The 19,625-nt window shown below is 59.0% G+C and carries 15 protein-coding genes; 5 read left to right on the forward strand and 10 right to left on the reverse strand.

What is annotated here, in order from left to right; all coding sequences use genetic code 11:
• Position 1: 1 nt before the first annotated feature.
• The 3 genes from scpA to HQL98_11420 form a co-directional block, all read right to left on the reverse strand.
• Positions 2-2,227: a methylmalonyl-CoA mutase gene (scpA, locus tag HQL98_11410; GenBank protein MBF0272656.1), complete on the reverse strand. Its 2,226-nt coding sequence runs from the start codon at positions 2,225-2,227 to the stop codon at positions 2-4.
• A gap of 458 nt (positions 2,228-2,685) precedes the next feature.
• Complete coding sequence (locus HQL98_11415; GenBank protein MBF0272657.1) at positions 2,686-3,660, reverse strand: DUF4268 domain-containing protein; 975 nt, start codon at positions 3,658-3,660, stop codon at positions 2,686-2,688.
• A gap of 63 nt (positions 3,661-3,723) precedes the next feature.
• Positions 3,724-6,261: a TolC family outer membrane protein gene (locus HQL98_11420; protein MBF0272658.1), complete on the reverse strand. Its 2,538-nt coding sequence runs from the start codon at positions 6,259-6,261 to the stop codon at positions 3,724-3,726.
• A gap of 160 nt (positions 6,262-6,421) precedes the next feature.
• Between HQL98_11420 and HQL98_11425 the strand changes: the two genes are divergently transcribed.
• From HQL98_11425 to HQL98_11435, 3 genes are all read left to right on the forward strand, one after another.
• Complete coding sequence (locus tag HQL98_11425) at positions 6,422-8,188, forward strand: ATP-binding cassette domain-containing protein (GenBank protein MBF0272659.1); 1,767 nt, start codon at positions 6,422-6,424, stop codon at positions 8,186-8,188.
• 61 nt (positions 8,189-8,249) lie between these two features.
• A complete protein-coding gene (locus HQL98_11430; protein MBF0272660.1) occupies positions 8,250-10,373 on the forward strand; it encodes a peptidase domain-containing ABC transporter in 2,124 nt (707 codons plus the stop codon).
• A complete protein-coding gene (locus HQL98_11435) occupies positions 10,370-12,265 on the forward strand; it encodes an HlyD family type I secretion periplasmic adaptor subunit (GenBank protein ID MBF0272661.1) in 1,896 nt (631 codons plus the stop codon). Before HQL98_11430 ends, HQL98_11435 begins: the two co-directional genes overlap by 4 nt.
• A 53-nt stretch (positions 12,266-12,318) precedes the next feature.
• Here the strand turns inward: HQL98_11435 and HQL98_11440 are convergent, their stop codons facing one another.
• From HQL98_11440 to rsxA, 7 genes are all read right to left on the reverse strand, one after another.
• Positions 12,319-12,738 carry a response regulator gene (locus HQL98_11440; protein MBF0272662.1) on the reverse strand — a complete coding sequence of 140 codons (420 nt, stop codon included), beginning with the start codon at positions 12,736-12,738 and terminating at the stop codon, positions 12,319-12,321.
• 163 nt (positions 12,739-12,901) lie between these two features.
• Complete coding sequence (locus HQL98_11445; GenBank protein ID MBF0272663.1) at positions 12,902-13,510, reverse strand: electron transport complex subunit E; 609 nt, start codon at positions 13,508-13,510, stop codon at positions 12,902-12,904.
• Entirely contained in the window at positions 13,507-14,118 is a 612-nt protein-coding gene (gene rsxG, locus HQL98_11450; GenBank protein MBF0272664.1) for an electron transport complex subunit RsxG, read from the reverse strand. Before rsxG ends, HQL98_11445 begins: the two co-directional genes overlap by 4 nt.
• A 10-nt stretch (positions 14,119-14,128) precedes the next feature.
• Positions 14,129-15,199 (reverse strand): RnfABCDGE type electron transport complex subunit D, encoded by a 1,071-nt coding sequence (locus HQL98_11455; protein ID MBF0272665.1) that lies wholly within the window; start codon positions 15,197-15,199, stop codon positions 14,129-14,131.
• The gene (gene rsxC, locus HQL98_11460) at positions 15,196-16,758 is read right to left on the reverse strand and encodes an electron transport complex subunit RsxC (GenBank protein ID MBF0272666.1); all 1,563 of its coding nucleotides are present in this window, start codon (positions 16,756-16,758) and stop codon (positions 15,196-15,198) included. Before rsxC ends, HQL98_11455 begins: the two co-directional genes overlap by 4 nt.
• Before the next feature lie 22 nt (positions 16,759-16,780).
• Entirely contained in the window at positions 16,781-17,323 is a 543-nt protein-coding gene (gene rsxB, locus HQL98_11465; protein MBF0272667.1) for an electron transport complex subunit RsxB, read from the reverse strand.
• A gap of 49 nt (positions 17,324-17,372) precedes the next feature.
• A complete protein-coding gene (gene rsxA / locus HQL98_11470; GenBank protein MBF0272668.1) occupies positions 17,373-17,951 on the reverse strand; it encodes an electron transport complex subunit RsxA in 579 nt (192 codons plus the stop codon).
• Positions 17,952-18,208: 257 nt separating this feature from the next.
• Here rsxA and apbC point away from each other — a divergent pair, with 257 nt between their 5' ends.
• Complete coding sequence (gene apbC / locus HQL98_11475; GenBank protein MBF0272669.1) at positions 18,209-19,291, forward strand: iron-sulfur cluster carrier protein ApbC; 1,083 nt, start codon at positions 18,209-18,211, stop codon at positions 19,289-19,291.
• A 71-nt stretch (positions 19,292-19,362) separates the two neighbouring features.
• A complete protein-coding gene (locus tag HQL98_11480; protein ID MBF0272670.1) occupies positions 19,363-19,617 on the forward strand; it encodes a metal-binding protein in 255 nt (84 codons plus the stop codon).
• The last annotated feature ends 8 nt before the right edge of the window (positions 19,618-19,625 follow it).

The raw sequence follows: 19,625 nt of genomic DNA on the forward strand, positions 1-19,625 counted from the left end.
ATCAGACCGCCGTGTGCGCCAGACGACGCTCGATGGCCGCCAGCACCCGTTTGGCCGCATCCACCGCCGAGGTTCCGGGGCCGAAGATCTCCGCCACCCCCAGTTCCTGCAAGGCGGCGTATTCTTGTTGCGGGATCACCCCACCGGCCACCACCACCACATCGTTGGCCCCTTCCCGGGCCAGGGACTGCATCAGCAGGGGCAACAAGGTGGCGTGGCCTCCCGCCAGACTGGAGACTCCGATGGCGTGGACATCGTTTTCCACCGCCTGCCGGGCCGCGTCCTCGGGAGTCTGGAAGAGGGGACCGATATCCACATCGAAACCGGCGTCGGCAAAGGCCGAGGCGATCACCTTGGCGCCGCGGTCATGACCATCCTGCCCCAGCTTGACCACCAGCAGTCGGGGCCGTCGTCCGGTGCGGGCCACGAAGGCCGTCACATCCCGTGCGAGTTGTTGCCACACCGCTTCACCCTGCCAATTGGTTCCATAAACCCCGCTGGTGGCCCCGATCTGACGGCGATGCCGTCCATACACCTGGGCCAGCGCCTCGCTCACCTCGCCCACCGTGGCCCGGGCGGCCATGGCCTCGATGGACAGGGCCATCAGGTTGCCGTTGTTTTCCGTGGCGGCTTGGGTCAGGGCCGTCAGGGCCGCCTGCACCGCGATCGGATCCCGCGCAGCCCGCACCTGGGCGAGCCGCTGCAACTGGGATTCCCGTACCGCCAGATTGTCCACCACCAGCACGTCGAGTGGTTCTTCCGTGGCGCAGCGATAGCGGTTGACCCCCACGATCACCTCTTCGCCCCGGTCGATGCGCGCCTGTTTGAGGGTGGCGGCACTTTCGATGCGTCGCATGGGCAGTCCACGGGCGATGGCCTCCACCATGCCCCCGGCGGCTTCGATCTCTTCGATCAGGCTCCAGGCCTTGGCCGCCAGATCGTGGGTCAGGCTCTCCATCAGGTAGGAACCGCCCCAGGGGTCGATCACATGGGTCAGATGGGCCTCTTGCTGCAAGATGATCTGGGTGTTGCGGGCAACCCGGGCGGCGAATTCGCTGGGCAGGGCGATGGCCTCGTCCAGGGCGTTGGTGTGCAAGGACTGGGTGCCGCCAAAGACCGCGGCCATGGCTTCGATGGTGGTGCGCACCACGTTGTTGTGGGGATCCTGACTGGTCAAAGACCATCCCGAGGTCTGGCAATGGGTGCGCAACTGGCTGGATTTGGGATTTTGCGGCTTGAAGGGCGCCATGATCCGCTGCCACAACAGGCGGGCGGCTCGCAGTTTGGCCACTTCCATGTAGAAGTTCATGCCGATGCCGAAAAAGAACGACAGACGCGGGGCGAAATCATCCACATCCAGACCACGGGCCAGGGCGGTTTCCACATAGGCTTTGCCGTTGGCCAGGGTATAGGCCAGCTCCAGGGCCGCATCCGCTCCGGCCTCTTGCATGTGATAGCCGGAAATCGAGATGGGATTGAAGCGGGGCATGGTGGCCGAGGCGTGGGCGATGATGTCGCCGACAATGCGCATCGACGGTCCCGGCGGATAGATGTAGGTGTTGCGCACCATGAATTCTTTAAGGATGTCGTTCTGGATGGTGCCGCTGAGTCTGGCTTCCGCCACGCCTTGTTCCCGGGCCGCCACCACATATCCCGCCAGAATCGGCAACACCGCGCCATTCATGGTCATGGAGACCGAAACCCGTTCCAGGGCGATGCCGGAAAACAGGATTTTCAGATCTTCGATGGAGTCGATGGCCACTCCGGCCTTGCCCACATCCCCCACCACTTCCGGGTGGTCCGAGTCGTATCCCCGATGGGTCGGCAGGTCGAAAGCCACGGAAATTCCCTGACCGCCCGCGGCCAGGGACTGACGATAGAAGGCGTTGGAGGCCTCGGCGGTGGAGAATCCGGCATACTGGCGGATGGTCCAGGGCCGTTTGACGTACATGGTGGGATATGGCCCCCGCACATAAGGGGAGAGGCCGGGCATGGTGTGGGGATCCCAGTCCCGGGAGGCCAGATCGTCGGCGGTGTACAGGGCTTGCAGGGGAATCCCTTCGGCGCCGGTCCAGGCCAGATCCAGAGGCGATTCACCCCCCAGAGCCTGGGCGGCGGCTTGTTGCCACTGTTGATGACCGGTGGAAAATGGGGTGTCCTTGGGGGCGGGTTTGGTCACAAGGGTCTCCCGTGGTGCGTGGCAGCAGTGATCAACCAGAATCTCCATTATTTTTCTGTTATTCTTCGCGTTCTCGTCGGGTATCGTCCGGTGTCCGCGGGTTTGCCCGGAAGGGCTTGGCGTGACACGATTTCACGGCATTTGCTGGAAATGCCCGTGATGCCGTCAACGATCCCCGACAGGAGCGCAAGCCATCCATGTCGGTCGAGGGTATCATGGAGGCGTTTGCGGTTTTTTTCAAGACATCGGGCCAACTGGTGTGCTTTTTTTCGCGATGGGTACCCATGGGGCGGGTATTTGATCCGGGCAGGGTCGGGTCTGGATGAAGCGATTGGCGTGGTATTGCCATGTCCATTGAAAATGGCGCAGCGCAGAATGACTGCATGACTGCAAATTGAAGAAGACGGAGTTGGCTGCTCACGTCCAGGGAATCCAGCCCCGTCACCGGCCTCCGGCAGACTCAAGCGGTTCCTGGAGTGGGTGAGCAGGAAGGATTAAGCAGACCTTCAAGAAGACGGTGGAAATGATAATCTCTCGATGCGGGGGCGGAAAACCTCATGTAATTTTTCTAATTTGTCAGCAAGCCAGGAAAATTGCGACGGCCAATCTTTTTCCGACGCGACGTCGATGTTTGGATTGACTATGGCAATTTTTGAACTTTTTGCATGAGGGAGTTCAAGCCAATCAACGGAAAATTCAAGCTCTTTTTCGATTTCATCTTTGTTGTCTTGTAATGCAGCAAAAGCTGCCTTCGGATTCATATCTCTTGGATAGATATTGATCTCAACACTGATGCGTTGCTTATCAATACTGGCTACTGCGCACAGGAGAAATCCGGTGCGGCCTATGGCAAAGTTGATCCAATGACTGGTCGATGGTTTCTGAGGGCGCAGTACGGTTTTCTTGCGATTCTCTGAAAAGAAATCCCTGAGTCCCGTCCAATAGCGTTGATACAGAAGTGCATTTTCTGATAAATCTCTAGGATCTGGATTTTTAGTGACTCTTTTTCTCCAGTCGTTTGGTCGGGAAATCACGTTGAACTTGGGGGCGGGATCAGAGGTTCCGATTTTCCAGAGTTCAATTTCCAAACCAAAGAAACCGTAATCCGCTGCTGTAATTTCGTTCATCCAGTCGAGCGCTGCCCGATGTTCATCCGTGAATGAAGTGGCCACCCACACAATGGCCTTTGCACTCACTCCCGCTGCGTAGGTAAGAATCTGTCCAAGATGAGAATGGTCAGTTCTTTCCAGCTGATTCTCAATAAGTACGTATTGCTGTGTCAGGGTATCCTTGCATAGGAGATCCGCCTTGAAAATGCCAACGGAATGTTCTTGCGCGACAAGCTCAAGTTCCATTCCAATTGTCTTTCCAAGTTCCGCGAGATTTTCTTCTTGAGCAAGCCAGGGTGTGAAATGCTGCGCTTCGGATTTCCATACTGAGCGTAAATCATCCAGCTTGACAAGTGTTCCGAGTGTTATCATCGATTCGGTCCTGTGTGTATTGGAGCTGTTGTATCGTCAGGAACGATTTCCGCCCGTCCGCCATCAGGCCGGAGAACCCACCCGGGTGATGACCTGGGGATCTTCGGGGCTGGAGGGGCGGATTTCGATCACCTGGGCTGGTTCTTTGAGGTTCTGAAAATAGGCTGCGGCAGCGGCTGCGGCTTGTTCCTTGTCGGGATAACGACCGATCCAGATCAATTGCCAAGTGCGACCGTCGGCGTCGCGGGTTTCGCACAGATAGAGGTCAAGACCTTTGGCGGACAGTTGCACCAGTTTTTTGTCGGTTTCGGTCGGGTCCAGGAAGGCGGCCACCTGCACGGCGTATCCTGCCGGGTTGGGGCCGGTGGACGGAGTGGTGCGGTTTTCCGCTTGGCCTTTTTGGGGCGGGGGATTGGTGAAGGGCATGGGTTCGGAGACGGTGGAGCTGCCCTGCCGGGGCACCGGAATGATGATGCCGGGTCGGCCCTCCTGGTCGGTAAATCGCTTGAGGGTCTGGCGTGCCGCCTGTTCGTTTTCCATCCGACCGATGGAGACTTGATACCGGGTCTGTTTTCGGTCGTCCTGGATTTCTCGCAGATACAGATCGTGGCCTTTGTCCTGCAACTGTCCGATCAGTTTGATGGCGGAGCCTTCGTCCCGGAAGCTGCCGACCTGGATGGTGTATTGCAGCAGATCCGGCGTGGGTTTCCGGGAGGCGGTTTTGGTTTCGTCGTCGGACATGAGATGAACAAACTGCTGCAAGGGGATGTTTTCCATTGCTTGCAGGGTGTTCGGGTCCGGGGATGGTTTGGAGGTCGGCACGATGTTGTCGGCGGGAGAGGGGTTGTGCTCACTTGAAGCGTGGACCGTCCGGGCCAGGGCGTCCAAGGCGTTGGAAACCTTTCCCTGGGAGGGGGGACGGTGATTGTCTCGGACCGTTTCGGCCAGAGCGGCGCGGGCTTCCTGGGCCGATAGCTCTTGTTCCGGGAGTCGGGTGGTTTGCACCGGTGGTGTCGCTGGGGTCTGGAGCGATTGTGGGGTTTCGGTTGCGGGTTCCGACTGGAAGAGCGCGTCCACCAGACCGTTCATGGCCTCTTCCTGGGCGGAGGTGAGGGGCGCATCGGTTGCGGAAGCGGCGATCCGGTTGTTTTCCGGCCGGTTCGGGGTGGTTGGCAAGGCGGATGTCACCGGGGGCCGGGGGGGTTCCGGGGGTTGGGATGGGGCCGGGGGGGCAACCGCTTGCGGGGCTGGCGTTGTGGTTTGGGTCTGGGCCATGGTTGCGGGAAACGCGGAGGCCGGAGGATCCGGCTGGACCAGGGTTTCCTTGAGGCGTCCCATGGCGGCGAGCAGTCGGAACGACTCCATCAGGAACTGGAACTCCTCTTCCACCAGCAGTCGTTTGGCGGCCTGAAGTTCGTGTTCGGAGTTGAGCAGGTCCAGCAGGCTTTCGCTGCCGAGACGGTGTTGCTCCTGATGATCGCGGTTGACCGCCTGGATGGTTTCAAGATGTTTTTCCAGGCTCTGGGTCCGGGCGCGGGAGGCCAGCAGGGCGTTCCAGGCCCGATTGACCTTCTCTTCGATCTGTTGACGCACCTCTTCCATTTTATCCCGGAAGCGGGCGGCCTTGAAGGAACTCTCCTTGAACCGGGAGGTGTCGGAACCTCCCCGAAACAGATTGTACTTGAAACGCAACATGGCCGACGCGTCCTGGGAGTAGCTTCGGGTGCCGCTGGCGTTGGCGCTGTCGGAAACCGCCATCTCCAGACTGATCTTGGGCCACAACGAGGCGGCGGTGGCCTTGCTTTCGGCACGGGTGGCATCCAGGTCCGCCTTGGCGGCCAGCAGGGCCGGATGACGGCTCATGGCGGTTCCCATGGCGTCGTCGCGGGTGGTGGGCAGTTGTTTGGGATCGATACGGGGAATGTCGAGTGTGCCGGGGGGGGGGAATCCCACCAGGGTGACGAAACGGCTTTCGGCACTGCGCAACAGCCCTTCGGTGGAGGCCAGATCCGATGCGATCAGGGCAACCCGGCTTTCCGCCAGTCGGGCATCCATTTCCGCGGTGATGCCCAGACGGGTGGTCTGGCGGGTTTTGACCAGAATCTGCGAATGCAGCGTCATGGCCTCCTTGGCCACTTCCAGCAGCTTGCGCTGTTTCAGGACTTCGGCATAGGCCAGAGAGACATCCAGGGTGACGGTCTCGGCCACGTCCAGAAAAGAATAGTCCGCCCCTTCGACCTGGGCTTTGGCCTGCGTCACCTTGTGAACCGTGTTGAATCCGTCGAAAATGGGTTGATTGATGTTCATTCCCGCTTCGCCCCGGTCCATGGTCAGACCGCCCCGATCCTGTATGCGTGTGGTGGGGGTGTTGACCCACTCCCGACCTGTGCCCATATTGAAGTCGATGGTGGGGAGATATCCGGCGAAGGCCTGACGGATTTTTTGACGGGTCTCTTCCAGTTCCTGTCCGGCGGCCAACAGTTTGGGATTGGATCTCAGAGCCTCGTTCAGGGCGTCGTCCAGCGATAGCGCCCATGCGGCGTGGATCGGACTGCAACACAGCAGCCACGGCAGCACGAAGGTGAGAAGGGTCCGTTTCACAAGCAGGCACCCAAGGAACGGATGGAAGGTTGATGGTGAATGGACGTTTCGCAATTTGTATGCCTGTTATTTTGACATTCCTCCTTGAAATGCAGTCACGCTCAGCCGATAAGAGGTGCGGATAGTGACGAAGGCCAAAGGCGGGAACGGAGCCGGGATCATGGTGAAGGATTCTTTTTTTTCCAAAGATGGATGGCCGGCGCGGCTGACCCCGTTTTCTGTGGTCAAGGACTCCTTGTGGGATCTGATGTTGGTTTCGACGCTGCTCAACCTGTTGGCTTTGGTTTTGCCGTTGACGCTGTTGCAGGTCTATGACCGCATCCTGCAAAACGAGGCCACCAGCACCTTGAGCCTGTTGCTGATCGGGGTCTCCGTGGCCTTGCTGGTGGAAGCCTTCCTGAAAATGGGCCGTTCCTACATCGGTGCTTGGCTGGGAGCCCGGTTTGAACACAATGCCAGCGTCAGCGCCCTGGAACGGCTCATGAGCCTCAACTTCGCCGACTTTGAACGGGCCGGGGCGGGGGTGCATCTGGAGCGGATTAACGCCCTCAACGTCATCAAGGATTTCTACTCCGGCAGCGCGGTGCTGGTGATTCTGGACCTGCCGTTCGTGCCGATCTTTCTGATCATGATCTACCATCTGGCCGGCTTGCTGGTATTGATTCCGGTGATCGTGTTTGTATTGTTCATGCTGTTCACGCTTTACATCGGCACCCAGCTCCACCGGGCGGTCTCCGAACGCATGAAGGCCGATGATATACGGGTCAATTTCATCATCGAGGTGTTGAACGGCATCCACGCGGTCAAGTCCATGGCCATGGAGGCCATGATGCTGCGTCGCTACGAGCGGCTTCAGGAAGCCTGCGCCCAGGGCGCCTTGCATGTCGGCATGCAAAGCGCGGACGCCCAGAACATCGGCTCGTTTTTTTCCCAGTTGACCACCGTGGCCGTGGTGGCGTTTGGGGGCATTCTGGTGATCAATCACGATTTGACCATCGGTGGTCTGTCGGCGTGCAGCATGTTGGCGGGTCGATCCATTCAGCCGTTGCAGCGGGCTGTGGGCATCTGGGCCCGTTTTCAGACCATTCGCGTGGCCAAACAACGGTTGAGCGCCATTTTTGAACTCAAGCCCGACGCCCCCCCCGGAACACCCCCCCTCCCGGAAGTGCAGGGCAGACTGGTGCTGGAGAATGTCAGTTTTTCCTATCCTGTGGAAGCGGCGGAACATGCGGGCAAGGACAAAACCGGATCAATGGCGGCGCCGATGGTGATCCGGGATGTCAATCTGGTGGTCAATCCGGGGGAGAGCATCGCCATTCAGGGCACCACCGGCAAAACCACCCTGTTGTGGTTGATGATGGGAGCCATCCGTCCCACCAAAGGCAGGGTGCTGATCGACGATTATGACTTGGCCCATTACGATCCCAGTTCCTTGCACTCCCAGGTGGCCTACATGCCCCAGGTGGGCATGCTGTTCAAGGGAACCATTCTGGACAATATCCACATGTTTCGGCCCGAACGGGAAGAGGCGGCTTTGGAAGCGGCGTCCAAGCTGCATCTGGAGGATTTCATCGCCAAACTGCCCAAAGGTTACGAAACCATCATCGACGATGGGGCCGACGAATCCATTCCCCGAGGCATCAAGCAGCGCATCACCATTGCCCGTGCCCTGGTCTCCGCGCCCCGCATCGTCTTGTTCGACGAGGCCAATACCGCCATCGACAGCAGCGGCGATGAGAAATTGAAGGCGTTGCTGGAAGCCATGCATGGCAAAACGACCCTGATCATGGTCACCCATCGCCCCTCCCTGGAGAAAATTGCCGATCGGGTGTACGAAATCAAGGATGGCACCCTGGTTCCCAAACCTCCCAGGGCTCCGTTCGCTCCTCCCCCCTCCCCGGCGAAGCTGGATTCCCGGAGGTCTTGACCCGATGCCCGATTCCATTTTTTTCTCCGGCGAGGATCACGAACTGGAGTCCGTGCGGCGCATGATCCGTCCCCGGCAGCCTGTGACCGGTTTGCTGGCGGAGTTCGCCCGGCTTTCGGATTTTGGCGCCTGCATGATTCCATTGCTCATGTCTTTGGGCTATCGGGGGGATTTGCGCCATGTGGCCGAGGCGTTGCCCCACTTTGCCGAAACCCTGGACCTCACCGGCCTGCGCAACATGATGGCCAATCTCACCTATGTCAGCCGACCGGCCCACCTCGACCTCAGAGAGATTGATCCCCGCTTGATGCCCTGTCTGTTCGTGCCGGACCAGCAGCCTTGTATGGTGCTGCTGAAACGCAAAATGGATGGATGGATTCTGTTCAATGGGGCCACCGGTCAACTGGAGCGTCAGCCCCTGGCTTACATTCCCGGTACCATCTATTTTTTCGCGCCCATGGACCTGGGAGAACGGGCCGCCATCCAAAAGCGGCTCGGTTGGTTCCGCATGGTGGCGGAACGGTTCCGGCAGTTGATCGTCTATATTTTCATGGTCACCTTCGCCATCACCTTGTTGCAGGTCGCTCCGCCACTGTTCACCATGGCTGTCTATGATCGTGTGGTGGGCAGTCGGTCCCTGGAGACCTTGGGTTATTTGCTGATCGGGATCGGCGTGGTGATGACTTTCGATTGGCTGATGCGGAAATTGCGCACTAAAATGCTCATGTATATCGGTTCACGCATGGACAGCATTGTCAGCAACGCCATTTTCATGCGCATTCTGTCCCTGACCCCCAGCTTTACCGAACGGGCTCCCACCGGCGCCCAGGTGGCCCGCATCAAGGATTTCGATTCGGTGCGTGAGTTTTTCACCGGGCCGTTGATGATGGTGTTTTTCGAGTTGCCTTTTTCCATCGTTTTTTTTGGGGTGATCGCCCTTCTCGGTGGGCCGTTGGCCATCGTGCCCATGGTGACCATGGCTTTGTTCGTGGCCTTGTGGGCCGTGATGATGCCCATGGTGGCCCGGGAAGAGGCCCGCTCCCGTCGAGCGAGCAGCCGCAAACAGGAATTCGTCGTCGAGGCTTTGGGCCGGATGCGGGCGCTCAAATACGGGGGAATGGAGTCCATCTGGCTGGAACGGTTTCGTCAATTGTCGGCCCAGGCCGCCATGGCCAACTTTCGTACCGCCCTCATCAACGCTGCGGTCAACGCCATCTCCACCGTGTTGATCGTCGGTTCCGGGGTGGTGGTGATCGGACTCGGGGTGTTCCGGGTGATGGACGCCTCCATGACCACCGGTGGTCTGGTGGCCTCCATGGTGTTGGTGTGGCGGGTGCTGGCTCCGATCCAAAGCGCTTTCATCGCCATGACCCGGCTGGAACAGGTCCGTTCCAGCATTACCCAGATCAACGGATTGATGAATGTCGTCCCGGAACGGGAAGAGTATACTTCCATCGAACCGATCAAAACCTTCAAGGGTCAGATTTCCTTTGTGCGGGTCAGCATCCGTTATGTTCCCGAGGCGGAACCCGCCCTCATGGGAGTCAATTTCGAGGTCACTCCGGGTCAGGTGGTGGCCCTGATCGGTCCCAACGGTTGTGGCAAGTCCACGGTGGTCAAGCTGATCGCCGGACTCTATGCCCCCCAGGCCGGAAGCATCCGCATCGACGGATTGGACATCCGCCAGATGAATGTCATCGAATTGCGTCACGCCGTGGCCTATGTGCCCCAGACCTGTAGCCTTTTTTATGGCACCATTGCCCAAAATCTCCGACTGGCCCACGCCACCGCATCGGACGAGGATCTGGAAGATGCCTGTCGCAAGGCCCAGGTGTATGACGAAATCATGGCGTTGCCCAAAAAATTCTGGACCCGGGTGGGGGACCAGAAATCCGCCCAGCTTCCCGCCAGCATGGTCCAGAAACTCTCCTTGGCCCGCGCCTATCTGAAACCCTCCCAGATCATGCTGTTCGATGAACCGGCCAACAGCCTTGGCTGGGAGGATGATCAGGCCTTCATTCGGGTGGTCAAGGAGTGGCGGGGCAAACGGACCATCTTTATCGTCACCCACCGGCCCAGCCATGTGCGCATCGCCGATCTGGTCTTGTATTTCGATCAGGGCTATTTGCGTCTTGCCGGCAAGCCGGATGATGTGTTGCGTCAAATTCCAGGAGGTTTTGTATGACCACTCCGGATCCCAAGGAGAAGCCACCCGCCAAGGCGGATGGACGCCCCGCGGCCCGCTCCATGATGGTGGCCATTGGCCGTCCGCCCAAAAAGGACAAGGTCGCGGAGAGCGTGGTCCCGGAACCGGCTGCACCGCCCCGGATGGCGGCTTCGTTTACCGTCGGCGCCCCCCCGGACCTTGCGGAGAAAACCAAGAATATCCCGGCCCCGGGAGCCGCGTCCGTCCAGCCCCCCACGGCCTCTGCCGCCATGGTTGAGCCTCCGGCTTCCGTGGTCCCGGTGGTGGTGCCTGTGTCGGTGGTGGCTTCTGCTCCTGTCGTGTTGTCCACGGTGGCCGTGGCCCCGACTCCGATTCCATTGCCGCCACCGCCCGTGTCCCCGCCACCGCCCGTGTCCCCGCCACCGCCCGTGTCCCCGCCACCGCCCGTGTCCCCGCCACTGGTCACGTTGGCGGCGGCTTCAGTCGCGCCTTCCTCCTCCGGGCATGCGCCATCCAGGTCTGCCGATTCTCAGGCGGCACTGTTGGTGGACCCCGATGTGCTCAAACCGGAGAAAAAAGTTGCCCAGACCATGAAACAGGGCAACAAGCAGCGGCGTTATCTGGCCCAGTCCGTGGTCTTGGAGGAGTCTGGCCTCTCCAGTCTGGTGCGTCTTGCCCTGGGGTTTACGGCAGGGGTTATGATCTTGTTTCTCGTTTGGGCCTCCTTTTCCCGGATGGAGGAGATGGCGCCTACGGTCGGCGAGGTCATGCCTGCGGGGCCGGTGCAACATGTCCAGCATCTGGAAGGGGGGATCGTCAAGGCGATTTTGGTCAAGGAAGGCTCTTTAGTGGATGTGGGTGCGGTGCTGTTTCAGATGGCCCCGGAGTCGGCCCTGGCGGAACTCAACCAAATGCGCGCCCGGCATGCCGCTCTGGAGGCGCAAATTGCCCGCAACCGGGCCTTCCTGGAGGAAAAAGAGCCGACTTTCGAGACGATTCCCACCGAATTTTCCCATCTGATCCGGGATCAGGTGCAGCTTTTGACCGCCCAGCGGGCCTTTCGGGAAAGCCGACGGGATGTGTTGCGGCTCAAGATGGATCAACGCCGTCTGCGCATTTCCAATCTTACCTCCCAACGGGATTCCCTGGAACAGCAGTTGCGTTATTTCGACGAAGAGGTCGCCATGCGTCGGGCCGGTCTGGCCAAGGGGGTGATGTCCCGGTTGGCCGCCCTGGGCAGCGAGCGGGATCGCAGCCGTGTGGCCGGGGATCTGGAACGTACCCGGGGCGATCTGGTGACCGCCCAGAAGGAGCTGGATGAGGCGGTCAAGCAATTGGTCTCCCTCAATGACGAGGTCAGGCAGGACGCCCTCAAGGAGTTGGGTGCCATCACGTCCGAGTTGAGCCAGTTGCGTGAAGGCATGTTGCGTCAGCAAAACCGGGTCGAGCGTCTGGATGTGCGGGCGCCGGTCAAAGGGGTGATCAAGAATTTGCAGATGGAGACCTTGCGGGGTGTGGTGCCTCCCGGTGGGCTGCTGACCGAAATCGTGCCGGTGGAGACTACACGACGGGTGGAGACCCGCATCAATACCCGCGATGTGGGCCACGTCAGAGCCGGACAGGCGGTGACGGTCAAGGTGACGACCTACGATTTTTCCCGCTATGGGGGGATCGATGGGGTGTTGGAGTCGATTTCCGCCACCACCTTCAAGGAGTCAAGCGATCCGAACCCCTATTACAAGGGAATCATCCGGCTGGAACGGGCTTATGTGGGCAACGATCCCAAACACAACGAGGTGTTGCCCGGCATGGCGGTCCAGGCGGATATCCATACCGGCTCCAAGACCTTGATGGAATATATGCTCAAGCCGATCTACGCATCGATGGACAAGGCGTTCCGGGAGCGGTGATCCGGGGAGCGTAACGCGTTGCGGGGGGCCGGGATCGTAATAAGGTGGGGGGGTCAGGAGTGTTTCCACCACTCTTTGGGGATGAGGTCGAGTTCGGCCAGTTTCACCAGCAGTTTGCCCCGGGTGATGGGTTTGTTGAGATAGTCGGTACATCCCCCGGTATCGAAGGCTTCGGAGATTTCCGACATGGCATCCACGGCAGTCACCATGATGATCGCGGCCCGGTTTTCGTCGTGTACTTGATAGTTTTCTTCCAGGGCGCGCATTTGTTTCAATGCCTCCTGGCCGTCCATGATCGGCATCATGATGTCCAACAAGACCAGGTCGTAAGGGTTGCCATCCACCAGTTCCGCTTCGAAAATCTCCACAGCCTCCTGGCCATTGGTGGCCACATCGCAATGGGAAAAGGGCTTGAGAATATCGGCCAGCAGGGCGCGGTTTTCCGTGATGTCGTCTACGATCAGGGTGTTCATGTCGTGTAGTGAATCCGGTCTGTCAGGAGTTTAATGTGGTTGATGCAAAGTATCCGGATTTATTATTATCAAACATGGCGCGCCTCCGGCAAGAAAAAATTCAAAAAAAACCGGGAATGGAGGCTCCATTCCCGGTTTTGATAAGTATCTAAGATGTTAGGAATCAACTCTCGGAAGATGATCTTTGATTGATCCATTTGTAAGTCATGAGAATGAAACCCAAAGCGATAAACGCCCCCGGGGGCAGGATGAATCCCAAGGCGGGTTGAAAATCGGGTCCGAACACCACGTGACCCATGATTTGTCCGGAACCGAGAATTTCCCGGATGCTGCCCAGCAGGGTCAGGGCGAAGGTGAAGCCCAGACCGGTGAACACGCCATCGAGAATGGAGCCGATCACGGTATTTTTCGAGGCGAAGGCTTCGGCCCGACCCAGAATGATGCAGTTCACCACGATCAGGGGAATGAACAGACCCAGCACCTTATGCAGATCATGCACGAAGGCGTTCATGGCCAGATCGATGATGGTGACGAAGGCGGCGATGATGATGATGAAAGCCGGAATGCGTACATCGTTGGGGATCACCTTGCGCACCATGGAGACCACCATGTTGGATCCCACCAGCACGGACGCGGTGGCCAATCCCATGCCCAGTCCATTTTCCGCCGAGGTGGTCACCCCCAGGGTGGGACACATGCCCAGCATCTGGACAAAGACGCCATTGTTCTTCCAAAACCCGTTGACAATGATTTCCTTGATTTCTCCGCTCATGGGGCAGACTCCGCACTCGGGGTTTTAAAGATCTTGTCCTGGTTTTCCGCGTAGTATTCCAGGCCGCGTTTGATCGCGCCGACCACGGCCCGGGGGGTGATGGTGGCTCCGGCAAACTGGTCGAACTCGCCCCCATCCTTCTTGACGCCCCATTTGGCGTTTTTCAGACTTTTGCCGAGAAAGGCTTTGGGCCAGTCGGTTTTGACGATCTTGTCACCCAGTCCCGGAGTTTCGGCGTGGGAGACGATTTGAACACCGGTCACTGCGCCTTGGGCATCCACGCCCATCAGAATGTCGATCGTGCCCGAATAGCCATCCGGGGCCGAGACCATGAAGGCCACGGCCAGGGGATCCTTTCCTTTGCGGGCCCGGTAGAAGGAAACCGGTTTTTCCTGACGGTTGATGCGTTTATCGGTCAGTTGCACCGAGTCTTTTTCCGGGGCGTTGTCGAATCCCTTGGGCATGACCTTGGCCAAGGCGTTCAGGAGTTCCTGACGTTGGGTTTGGGCGATGGGTTCACGGGTGACGCCTTCCACTCCGGCCAGGATGGCGGTGGCGATCAGGCCCACGGCCATGAGAATCACACCCATTTTGAGAAAATGCGGCATTGGCGGCCTCCTATGCGTGCTTTTTCGCTTTGCCGTAGATCACGGGGCGCGAATACTGGTCGATGAGCGGCACGGTCGCGTTCATGATCACGATGGCAAACGAGACCCCTTCGGGATACCCTCCCCAGGTGCGGATCAGGTAGGTGAGCAGACCACAGCCGAAGCCGAAAAGAAGCTGTCCTTTGGGTGTGACCGGCGAGGTGACCATGTCCGTGGCCATGAAGAAGGCCCCCAGGATCAGACCACCGGTGACCAGATGGAAAAATGGATCCGGATATTTGGCGGGATTGGTGTACCAGAAGATGATGGCGGGCACCACCGTTCCCAGCAGCATGGAGATGGGAATGTGCCAAGTGATGACTTTCTTGCGCAGCAGATAGATGCCACCCAGGGTCAGCAGCAAGGCCGAGGTTTCTCCCAGGGAGCCTTTGATCATGCCGCCGACGGCGGCGAACAGATCAAATCCGTAGTTGCCACCGAGAGCCTCCCGGACCGTGTGGCCCATGCTGACTTCGGTGCGGTACTGGCCCAGAGGCGTGGCCGTGGCGATGGCGTCCAGGAGTTCCGGGGTATTGAAGGGGGAGGAGATGATCATCGCCAACCCTTCGGAAAGGGAAAGGGCGTGTTCGCTCAGCAGAGGGGCCGGGGCCGGCCAAGTGGTCATCTGCACCGGAAAGGAGACGAGCAGAAACACCCGGGCGATGAGGGCCGGATTGAACATGTTGTAACCCAGGCCGCCATACAGATGTTTGCTGATCAGCATGGCGAAGAATCCCCCCACCACACACATCCACCAGGGGGAGTTGGGAGGCAGGGTCATGGCCAGCAACAGACCCGTGAGGGCGGCGGACTGGTCATTCAAGGTGGAGGGGCGGCGCCGGATGGCGTTGGCGAGGCGTTCCGTGACCATGCAGGCCGCTACCGTGATCAGCATCACGAACAGTGCCGACCAGCCAAAGACCATCACCCCCATGGCGGCGGCGGGCAGCAAGGCCCAGATCACCGCTTTCATCAGGGCCGGAATCGAACTGCCCCCATGCACATGGGGCGAAGAGGGGGTCAACAGGGGAGTGGGGCTCATGGCGCGCTCTCCTCGGTGGCGGGTTTGTCGGTCGAAGCCGGTGGTTGCGCGGGGGCGGGAGTGGGTTCAGCCGGTTTGGGGGCTGCGGCTGCGGCCTTTTTGCGGGCCTCGGAAGCGAGGCGCATCTCCTCTTTCTTGCGTTCTTTTTCTGCTTTTTCCGCATCGGCGCGCAACTGTTTCTCCTTGGTGCGCTGGCGGTTGAGTTCCGCCTTTTCCCGGTCGTGCTTTTTGGCGGCCAGGGCCAGTTTGCCGTAACGGAAATAGTGGACCAGGGGAATGTGGGCCGGACAGGCGAACGCGCAACTGCCACACTCGATGCAGTCCATGATATGGACTTCCGGCAACTGGTCGATGAGATCGTGTCGGGCGCGCCAAGCTATTTCGCAGGGGGTCAGTTCAACCGGGCAGACATCCAGACAACTGCCGCAGCGGATGCAGGGCTGTTCCGGTTCCACAAAGGTCTCTTTGGCCAGCATGACCAGCAGACCCGAGGTGCCTTTGACCACCGGCGCCTGAAGATCGTTCAGGGCCACACCCATCATCGGCCCCCCCATGACCACCTTTTTCACGCCGGGTTTCAGACCGCCGCAATGATCGATCAGAGCCTGAACCGGAGTGCCGATGGGTACTTCCAGGTTGGCGGGTCGGGGAATGCCCAGGCCGGTGACCGTGACCACCCGACGAATCAGGGGATGTCCGAACAGCACCGCCTCCCGTACCGCCGTGGCGGTGGCCACGTTGTGGACGATCACCCCCACGTCGATGGGCAGTCCTCCGGAGGGAACCTGACGGTTGATCACCACCTCGATGAGTTGTTTTTCCGCGCCCTGGGGATACATCACCGGCAGGGCGACCACTTTGATATGGGGGGTCTCCTCCACCGCACGGCTCATGGATTGAATGGCGCCGGGTTTGTTGTTTTCGATGGCGATGATGCAGCGGCTGGTTTGCAACGCCTGCAGCATGATGCGAATGCCTTCGACAATCTCACGGGAACGCTCTTCCATCACGCGGGCGTCGCAGGTGAGATAGGGTTCGCACTCCACGCCGTTGATGATCAGCAGTTCGGCCACCTTGCCATCCGGGGGGGAGAGCTTGATGAAACTCGGAAACGTGGCTCCGCCCAAGCCCACCACACCGGCTTCGCGGACTTTGTTGCGGATGGCCTGGGGATCGGCGGTGTAGGGGTTGTCCAACCCTTTGAGATCCGGATGCCACTGATCGTTGCCATCCGGAATCAAGACGGCGCAGGGCATGGTCAATCCCGAAGGATGAGCCACCACATGTTCGACGATGGCCTGGATGGTCCCGGAAGTGGGAGCGTGTATCGGTGCCGAGACAAACCCGCTGGGAATGCCGATGACCTGTCCCTTGTAGACCCGTTCTCCCGGTTCGACACACGGGTCGCAGGGGGCGCCCATGTGCTGGTGCAGCGGAACATAAAGCTGTTTCGGCGGCGTGGAAAGCTCTTCGATGGCGCAGTGCCGGGAGAGTTCCTTGTACTCTTTCGGGTGTACGCCGCCGTGGAATTTCCGTAAAATGGTTGCCACGATTCCCATGGTGGGGTCTCCTTGATTGGGATTAGTGGAGCGTGACATGGGGACCGGTCGGCTTCTCCCATTTCCAGGAATAGATCGAATTCGGGAGCGGGACCATTTCGATGCAGTCCACCGGGCAGGGTTCGACGCAGGCTTCGCAGTCGGTACACATGTCGGCGATCACGGTGTGGGATTGTTTGTTGGCGCCGACGATGGCATCCACCGGACAGGCCTTGATGCAGGCGGTGCAGCCGATGCATTTGTCTTCGTGGATCACCGCGACCCGGGGGCCTTGATCCACTTCCATAACCACCGGTTCGATGCCCAGAATGCCTGCGATGGCCTCCATGGCTTCCACGCCCCCCGGAGAACAGAGGCTGATGGCGATTTTTTCCTCACCGGCCAGGGCTTCGGCGTAGGCATGGCAGCCGGGAAATCCGCAGTTGCCGCAATTGGTGGAGGGCAGTGCCGCCTCCAGGCTTTCCACGACCGGATTTCCCTCCACATGAAACTTGATGGCCGCATAGCCCAGTCCCAGTCCCGCCACCAGGGCCATGCCACCCATGCTCAATATCGCTTCGATCATGGCGATCTCCTTTTGGATCGTTTGATTATCCTTTACAAGATTGGGGATCCTACTTGACCATGCCCGCGAAGCCCATGAAGGCCAGCGACAGCAGACCGGCATTTACCAGGGCAATGGGCGCGCCTTTGAACAGCGCCGGAACGTCGGACAGATTGATCCGTTCCCGCATGCCGGCAAACAGCACCAGAATGAGACCGAATCCGGTGGCCGCGCCGAAACCGTTGAAGGTCGCCTGGAGAAAGTTGAGTTCCTTTTGAATGTTGATGATCGTCACCCCCAGCACCACGCAGTTGGTGCTGATGAGGGGCAGAAAGATTCCCAACGAGTCGTAGAGGGCCGGACTGGTTTTGTGGACGATCATTTCGGTCAACTGGACCAAAGCGGCGATGATCAAAATAAAGGCCAGTGTGCGTAAATAATCCAATCCGAGGGGGTCCAGAATGTAGCGTTGGGTCAGCCAGGTGATGATGGAAGAGACAGTGATGACAAAGACCACGGCGTAGGCCATGCCCACGGAGGTTTCCACTTTTTTGGAGACTCCGAGAAACGGACAGATACCGAGGAATTTGGTTAGGACAAAATTGTTGACGAGAATTGTGCTGACCAGAATCATAATGTAATCAGTCATGATGGCGCACCTTGGGTTGGGTAGGAGTGGGTGCTGTACGGCTCTCGGCGCCCTTCTGAACATCGGCAACCCTGCAAGGGGGAAAGGGCGAATATTAGATACTCCTGATCAAGCCGGCTGGCAATGGGAAAAAAACAGGATTGAATCATTTCTTAAGCGGCGAGATGGCTTGACGGATGGGGCAAAAGTGTTCATCCTTATATTTTTTTTTGGCAGAACAATATGTTGTTTTCCCTTTAGCATCATGGAGGATCGGCATGTCCCACATCCACGCGGAACAGGTACTGGAAGCATTAAAAAAAGTCATGGATCCGGATTTGAAACGTAACATCGTCAGTCTGGGATTCATCAAGGATCTGGTGATCGATGGGGGTCGGGTGGCGTTCAAGGTGGAATTGACCACTCCTGCCTGTCCGGTCAAGGCGCTGCTGCAAAAACAGGCACATGATGTGGTGGCCGCGTTGCCGGGAGTGGAACAGGTGTTGGTGGAGATGACCGCCCAGGTGCGTGCCTCGGTGAAAAAGGATAACACGGACCTGATTCCCGGTGTGCGCAACGTGATCGCCGTGGCTTCCGGCAAGGGTGGCGTGGGCAAATCCACCACGGCGGTCAATCTGGCCCTGGCCTTGGCGGAAAGTGGGGCCTCGGTGGGCATTCTGGATGCGGATATCTATGGCCCCAGCCTGCCCCGCATGCTCAACGTCAACGAAAAGCCTGAACCCGGCGAGGGGCGCAAGATGGTTCCGATCAGGGCGCATGGTCTGGCTGCCATGTCCATGGGATTTTTCATGGACGAGTCCCAACCCGTGGTGTGGCGTGGACCTATGGTGGGCATGGCGGTGGAACAGATGTTGCGCGATGTGGATTGGGGAGTGTTAGATTATCTGGTGGTGGATCTGCCTCCGGGCACCGGTGACGCCCAGTTGACCCTGGCCCAGAAAGTGCCCATCACCGGCGTGGTGATCGTCTCCACCCCCCAGGCGGTGGCCCTGGCGGATGTGCGCCGCGGAGTGAACATGTTTTTGAAGGTGGATGTGCCGGTCATCGGGGTGATCGAGAACATGTCGTATTATCTGTGTCCCCAGTGCGGCCATCGGGCCGATATTTTTGATCACGGCGGAGCCCGCATCGAGGCTGAAGCCATGGGGACCGTTTTTCTGGGGGATATCCCGCTGGATATCGCCATCCGCGAAGACATGGACGCCGGCAAGCCGATTCTCGTGGCCCGTCCGGACAGTCCCCAGGCGCAACGCTATCGGGAAATCGCTTCCCTCATCGCGGCCCGGGTGGCCACCATGGGTTTCCAGGAGAGCCGTTTTCCCAATATCGTGGTGGAGTGAGTCTCAGGCGACTGCGACGGATCGTTTGGTCGCAGTCGCCGTTTTGTTTCATGGTCGAGGGGTCTCCTGGCATGAAATTCAGTCACCGTTTTTTTGAAAATGTCGATTGCGAGTATTATCCCTGCCATGTGGTGCCGCCGGGCCATCATCTGAATTGCCTGTTTTGCTTTTGCCCGCTTTATTCTTACCGGGATTGTCCCGGCACCCCCATTTGGCTTGAATCCGGCATCAAGGATTGCTCCGGATGTACCACCACCGCGTTGGAGGATGCCCACGACGTGGTCATGGATTTTTTGATGGATCCGCAACGCGTCCGTCAATCGTGAGGAGAAGG

The sequence above is a fragment of the Magnetococcales bacterium genome (genome assembly GCA_015231755.1).
In the GTDB taxonomy this organism is placed as follows: Bacteria; Pseudomonadota; Magnetococcia; order Magnetococcales; family Magnetaquicoccaceae; genus Magnetaquiglobus.